Source organism: Idiomarina sp. UBA4206, from assembly GCF_002383015.1.
Classification (GTDB): domain Bacteria; phylum Pseudomonadota; class Gammaproteobacteria; order Enterobacterales; family Alteromonadaceae; genus Idiomarina; species Idiomarina abyssalis.
In genome coordinates, this window is sequence record NZ_DFTS01000059.1 from 35246 (window position 1) to 40890 (window position 5645).

General features: G+C 45.0%; 8 protein-coding genes. 3 read left to right on the top strand and 5 right to left on the bottom strand.

The window, feature by feature from the left end:
- The coding region (locus B3180_RS12135) for a DUF3549 family protein (protein ID WP_286844810.1) at positions 1-283 on the top strand (283 nt) is incomplete at its 5' end.
- The gene (locus B3180_RS12140) at positions 283-594 is read left to right on the top strand and encodes a DUF3301 domain-containing protein (protein WP_199494887.1); all 312 of its coding nucleotides are present in this window, start codon (positions 283-285) and stop codon (positions 592-594) included. The genes B3180_RS12135 and B3180_RS12140, both read left to right, overlap by 1 nt.
- Here B3180_RS12140 and B3180_RS12145 read toward each other — a convergent pair.
- The 4 genes from B3180_RS12145 to syd all read right to left on the bottom strand — a co-directional run bounded on the left by B3180_RS12145 (position 565) and on the right by syd (position 2669).
- Complete coding sequence (locus B3180_RS12145; protein WP_054488181.1) at positions 565-879, bottom strand: DUF962 domain-containing protein; 315 nt, start codon at positions 877-879, stop codon at positions 565-567. The two genes, B3180_RS12140 and B3180_RS12145, sit on opposite strands and share 30 nt — an antisense overlap.
- Positions 880-884: 5 nt before the next feature.
- On the bottom strand, positions 885-1565 hold the full coding sequence (locus tag B3180_RS12150; protein ID WP_222235466.1) for a GNAT family N-acetyltransferase: 681 nt from the start codon (positions 1563-1565) through the stop codon (positions 885-887).
- Between the two features lie 33 nt (positions 1566-1598).
- Positions 1599-1979, bottom strand: coding sequence for a DUF3192 domain-containing protein (locus B3180_RS12155; RefSeq protein WP_278358746.1), 381 nt, complete (start codon positions 1977-1979; stop codon positions 1599-1601).
- A 141-nt stretch (positions 1980-2120) separates the two neighbouring features.
- On the bottom strand, positions 2121-2669 hold the full coding sequence (syd, locus tag B3180_RS12160; RefSeq protein ID WP_224797298.1) for a SecY-interacting protein: 549 nt from the start codon (positions 2667-2669) through the stop codon (positions 2121-2123).
- A 59-nt stretch (positions 2670-2728) separates the two neighbouring features.
- Here syd and queF point away from each other — a divergent pair, with 59 nt between their 5' ends.
- Positions 2729-3553, top strand: a complete 825-nt coding sequence (gene queF, locus B3180_RS12165) for an NADPH-dependent 7-cyano-7-deazaguanine reductase QueF (RefSeq protein ID WP_199494892.1) — start codon at positions 2729-2731, stop codon at positions 3551-3553.
- A 4-nt stretch (positions 3554-3557) separates the two neighbouring features.
- Here queF and B3180_RS12170 read toward each other — a convergent pair whose 3' ends face one another.
- Positions 3558-5336, bottom strand: a complete 1779-nt coding sequence (locus B3180_RS12170; protein WP_278358747.1) for a M61 family metallopeptidase — start codon at positions 5334-5336, stop codon at positions 3558-3560.
- Positions 5337-5645: the final 309 nt, after the last annotated feature.

The following is a 5645-nucleotide window of genomic DNA, read 5'->3' on the forward strand; positions in this document are numbered from 1 at the left end:
CGTACAAAAGTCCGTCAACGAGACCATTCCTGATGCAAACGCTGACCAACTGGTTGTTGTCGCCGCCCGATTATGGCCAGTACTTAACAATGAGCACAGCTTGTTAGGCTACTTAGATGCAATCGCTTCACTGGATAACGCTCTGTTTGATGCGTTATTTCAGGATATTATTGCCTTACCGGATATACGTCCCCTGCTTCTGTCTATACTGGCACAGCAGAAGCAGTCGGATGCCGTTGGCGAAGCTTTAAACCGATTAAAACAGCAAACCCGGAGCGCTTGATGAACTTACTTGATGTTATTGTTTTTCTCGGGTTGGCAACCGCAGTATGGGTTTTCTGGCAACATCGCCAGCAGTCGGAAAGCGCGCAGAAACACGCTGTTTTTTATTGTAAACAGCAAGGTTTGCAGTTTCTGGATATTCGTCGTGAGGATACCCGATGGTCTTTTAAAGGAAGCCAGCCGGGCTGGCGAAGTACATTTAAAATGGGGTTTAGCAGCGACGGAGAAACTCGTTATGAAGGAGAGCTAACTCTTCATAACCAACGCTTAGTTGGTGTTGAATTACCGCCGTTTCGAATTCCCGGTCAATAATTTAACCCAGGCATCTTTATACATAACCCAGTCACCCAGTAAGCTATATAAAGGATACTGAAAAGTGGCTGGCTTATTCTTCTCAAACACAAAGTGACCCAGCCAGGCAAATCCATAACCAATAACCGGCAAAGCCAGCAACCACCAATAGTTAGCGCTAACCAAAGCGTAAACTAACACAGCCAACACCAGGGTGCTGCCAATATAATGTAGGATCCGACAACGCTTGTCAGAGTGCTCTTGCAAGTAGTAAGGGTAAAACTCTTTAAAACTGGAATAACTCATTAGCTTTAATCTTCTTGCCTAGGGTAAAAGAGTACTTCACCGGGTAGCTTTTCAACTTCTATCTGGGCCTGCAAACGGTAACCGCGCTTCTTGAAAAATGCCTGATAATCAGAGCGGGTGACGTAAACTGCAATGCCCTGCGATTCAGGATCTTCTTCAAATACCGTTTTAGCAGCCTCAACCAATAAATGCCCTACCCCTTGAGATTGATACTGCGGCGCTACGGCAATAAAAGCTAACATATGGTAGGGAACATCGGGCATCGCTTGCTGAATAAGACGCTCTTTTTCAAGCACCTGTCGGGTACTTAAAAAACCTGCAGTCAGCAGCATACTAATGCGCCAATGCCAAAAACGACCAGGACCAAAGCTCTTACCAGGACGGGTGAGACAGGCGACACCTAATAGTGTGCCGCCGTCACGGATACCAATAATGGGTTGTCCACTTTCCCAAAACGCATTCAGATCTTCACGAATTGCGGCTCGTAGGCGCTTTTCGTAATCCGGCTTATCGGCCCGAAAAATCTTTTGCAACAATTCATCGTCATAGTAAGTCTGAAACAAAAGCGAAGCCGCTAATTTAAGATCTTCGGCGACAAGATAGACAAGCTCTCCCTGAATATGCTCGCTGCTGTTCTCACTTGCCTTATCGATTTCACTTTCTGTTTTTTCGGTTAAGCCTTGCATAACAACCACTGATTAGTTTTTTATAACACCAAGTTAACCATTTTTAGGGATCCTGTCGAGAGCCATTTCTCCGGTACCTGCCAGGGTATCATCAATGAACACAATAGCTGTGCATTCATCACGGGTCGTCATACCGTCAGCATGCTTTCTGTGTGTGCGATAATACAAAACCTGATATCGATGTTGTTCAGATTCCCAGGAGTCATTAAAATCGGGAGTTCCTAATCGGCTCAAGGCTTCGCTAACCGAAAGCGAGGGTGGTAATGCCGCAATCGAAGAGCGGTTTCTTTGCTCTGACTGCTGCCCTTCATATTTTTCGTTACTACCATCGTAACTCGACTCTTTTACAACAACACAACCGGATAAAGTTAACGAGCTTAGCAACGCAACAACCAATAAAGATCTTTTCAGCATGCTTCATGTTCTCCTGATTATTTTATTAATAAGTTTGCTTCAATATATTTTCAGCAGTTCATTTAAAGCAAGCTTCAGGCCAAAACGTAACCCTATGTTTTTATTGTGCTTTATATTTTTTAGGTTTTGCTAATTTGCTAATTAATCGTTATTTTCACTAATTTTAGGCTCGCATTCATTGAGCCACCCAGACAAAGAGTCGGCAAGGACTTCATGCTGTTCCTTCCCCACCCATTCAAGTCCAATAGCACCGCTGTGGTTATCTATCGACAACAATAAGTCGTCGTTATCTGCTCCTAACCCAATAAACACCGTTTCTGGCTGTTTTAACCGGCGTTTCATTAAAATATGTCCGGTTATATTTGCCAACAACCGCTCACCATCTTCTTCACTTTGGATCTGTAATAAATGTATCGGATGTCCCTGATAAGAAAGCGCCAGGTCGCCCGCATACCAGCGCCCAAATAGCGCTTTAATGCTGTCATGGAAGGTTGTTTCTAAGGCTTTTTCCAGCTCATCAAAAGCCAGAGGCTTAGCTTGTAAAGACGGTGTCCATTCAACCGTATCGTCATCAATAACCTCGCCATATATTGGACTGCTCCACTCTTCTACATACTCCGTATAACGGACAGGAACCTGATTTTGATAACGCTCCATTAAGGCATCGATAGTTTCTTCTAACGTCTTCATCTGGCACTTACACCTAAGAAAATTTACAATAAGGGCATTGTACTTACGGAGCGACTTAAATGCCAAAGAAGCACGCACTCGACCACTTATCGCTGGGGCAAAGCACAGACTACCCGAGTGAATATGACCCGAAGCAGCTACAACCTGTCCCCCGCTCGCTGAACCGTGAGCCCATTGGTCTTGTTGGTAAGCTGCCTTTTTCCGGTGTCGACTTATGGACTGGCTACGAAATATCCTGGCTGAACTCAAATGGCTTGCCACAAGTCGCTGTCGGTTACTTTGAAGTGCCTGCGGAAAGTCCGAATCTCATTGAATCAAAGTCCTTTAAACTTTATTTAAACAGTTTCAATGACACTCGTTTTGGTTCCTGGCAAGAGGTTCAGGTACTTATAGAAAAAGACTTATCTGCATGTGCCGGAGCCGGTGTCAGTGTTACCTTAAAGCCGCTGTCTGAGCTAGAAGGTGAATCCATTGCAACCTTCCCCGGTCTTTGTATTGATAAGCAGGACATCACAATCTCGCAATATGACTACCAGCCGTCATTATTAATAACGGAGCATAATGAGACAGAAGAGAAGCTACACAGTCACCTGTTGAAGTCTAACTGTCTTATCACGAACCAACCAGACTGGGGATCCGTCTATATTCATTACCAGGGGCCCAAGTTGGATCATGCGTCATTATTGGCTTATTTGGTCTCATTCAGGCGCCACAATGAATTCCACGAACAATGCGTTGAACGTATTTATCAGGACTTAAAAGCGCTGGGGATGAAAAAACTGACGGTTTATGCCCGCTATACTCGCCGCGGAGGCCTCGACATAAACCCATTTCGTTCCGACTTCGAACCAGCGCTGCAGATGCAGCGCATGGCCCGACAATAAAACCTTAGGCGTTAGGATGCGGAATTTGTAACCATTGAAGAAACCGGGCCTGTTGCTCAGCCGTTGGCTCATCCACAGGCTCAATTTTCGCATCTGTGGCGGGTTTGGCTTTCACGCTCAAGGTTTTTTCATGCAACTGGTCACGACGGAAGAACGTAACGGTTATAGACTCTCCTGCCTCATACTCTTTAAAAGCATCGCTGAAACGACCATCAACCACTTTGTGTCCGTCAAAGGCGACAATCACGTCACCGGGGGTAAAGCCAGCTTCCCACGCGGGGCTTCCTTTACTAACACGAGTCAGTTCCATACCGCCGCTTGTGTCATTAGCATTCCAGCCTGCCCACACTTCTGGCTCATCATCTTTCTCATAAACCAGTTCCAAACCAACTCGCTCCAACATGGTTTCAAACGGAATATCGGCAGGCGTTTCAACATTATTCTGCCACCAGTTCTGCCAGGAGCGGCCTGTCAGCTCTTTTAATATGGTTAATACATCCGCGGCAGTGAATCCTTCATGGTCAGCATCAAAGCGCTGATAGAGTTCATTATGAATATCGCGGTAACTCACTTCACCTTCAGTTGTTTCCAGAAGTTCACTGTCCAGCATCCAGGAAACCAGCGCCCCCTCTGAATAAATATTAACTGAGTCGTTATGAGCCCTGTCACCGTATTGGTCTATCCATGCTTCAAATGACGCCTCAGCTACCGACATGACGTCACGTCCGGGTTTCGCTTTGTGCCGATCAATACTTGTGGCCACACGCTCAAAGTATTCTGACGGTTCCATAATGCCTGCGTGTAACAACAGATGATTCTGGAAATAACTGGTGGAGCCTTCTGCTATCCAAAATAAATCTGTGTAGTTTTCTTTTTGATAGTCATAAGGAACTAAACCACTGGGGCGGTATGCTTTTACGTTCCAGGTGTGAACAAACTCATGCGATGCTGTCGACATAAAAGACAGGTAGTCATCGCGGCTGGCAAAGCTATAACGTGGTCGCTGAATAACCGTGGAGTTCTTGTGTTCCGTTGCGCCACCGGCACCAGTTGTTGCGTGGATCATGAACACATAACGCTCGAACGGATAATCACTCCATATAGAATCACCAGTTCCCACCAGCTTTTTTAAATCCGAAACCGTCTTTTCAGCATCGTAATTTCCTTCACCCCAGAACACCACTTCATAGTCCCGTTCATCCTGAGTAAATGCATAGTGTGTGTTAATACCGGTCTCTATTGGGGAATCAACAAATACATCCCAATTCTGGGCAGTAAACTGATGATCTCCCTGGCGCTCCATTCCCGAGTAGCTTTTCCAGTTCTCAGGAACGTCAAGAGAAACTGAAATTGGTTCATTGCGCCACGCGTCGGCATACATAAATACGGCAGATGCATCCAAATAAGCGTGAGTGTCGTCTATATGGCGACTACGACGCCCCAACTGATTCGCATAGATTTCGTAATCAACGGTAACCTCACCGCTTTGCTCTGGCAGGTATATGCGCCAGGTACTTTTATCAACTTTTTCCCAACGCAGTTCTTCACCATTGCTGCGCACTTCGAAGTCGCGCACGCCATTCGCCAAGTTTAAAATTCGGTAATAACCTGTTCTCCAGGCTGGCATTTTTATATCCAGGAACTTTTCTTCGCTGGCCGGAAAAGTAATTGAAACCTCACCTTTATGGTGTTCTGGTTGCGTCAGGTCAATTTTATAATCGGTATTTGCCAATACTACTGAAGGGGCTAACATAACACCAACAGCCAATAAGCTCTTACGCACAGTCAGTCTCCGTTAATTTCGAGTTTTTTGTTAGTCTGTTTTTGCAAAGACTACCACAATTCACCAATAGTAAATAAATTCAGATAGGTTAGACTTTATAGTAATAATTTTCGTATCATAGCTATTGCATTCAGTATTGGGTAGGTGAGCATTGGCAGTACCTGAAACACCACAAGAAAAGATTCAGCATCTTAGCAAAAAGTTGCAACAGAGCATCCAGTCTCGTAAGCAATTAGAAGATGACTATTTACGTGACTCACAAAGATACTCAAATTTTGTGAATGATCTTTGCTTAGCGTTAAGTGGTGT

Excerpts from the sequence above, each read along its gene's own strand:
- B3180_RS12140 (WP_199494887.1), top strand. The coding sequence starts at position 283 with ATGAACTTACTTGATGTTATTGTTTTTCTCGGGTTGGCAACCGCAGTA.
- B3180_RS12145 (WP_054488181.1), bottom strand. The coding sequence starts at position 879 with ATGAGTTATTCCAGTTTTAAAGAGTTTTACCCTTACTACTTGCAAGAG.
- B3180_RS12150 (WP_222235466.1), bottom strand. The coding sequence starts at position 1,565 with ATGCAAGGCTTAACCGAAAAAACAGAAAGTGAAATCGATAAGGCAAGT.
- B3180_RS12155 (WP_278358746.1), bottom strand. The coding sequence starts at position 1,979 with ATGCTGAAAAGATCTTTATTGGTTGTTGCGTTGCTAAGCTCGTTAACT.
- syd (WP_224797298.1), bottom strand. The coding sequence starts at position 2,669 with ATGAAGACGTTAGAAGAAACTATCGATGCCTTAATGGAGCGTTATCAA.
- queF (WP_199494892.1), top strand. The coding sequence starts at position 2,729 with ATGCCAAAGAAGCACGCACTCGACCACTTATCGCTGGGGCAAAGCACA.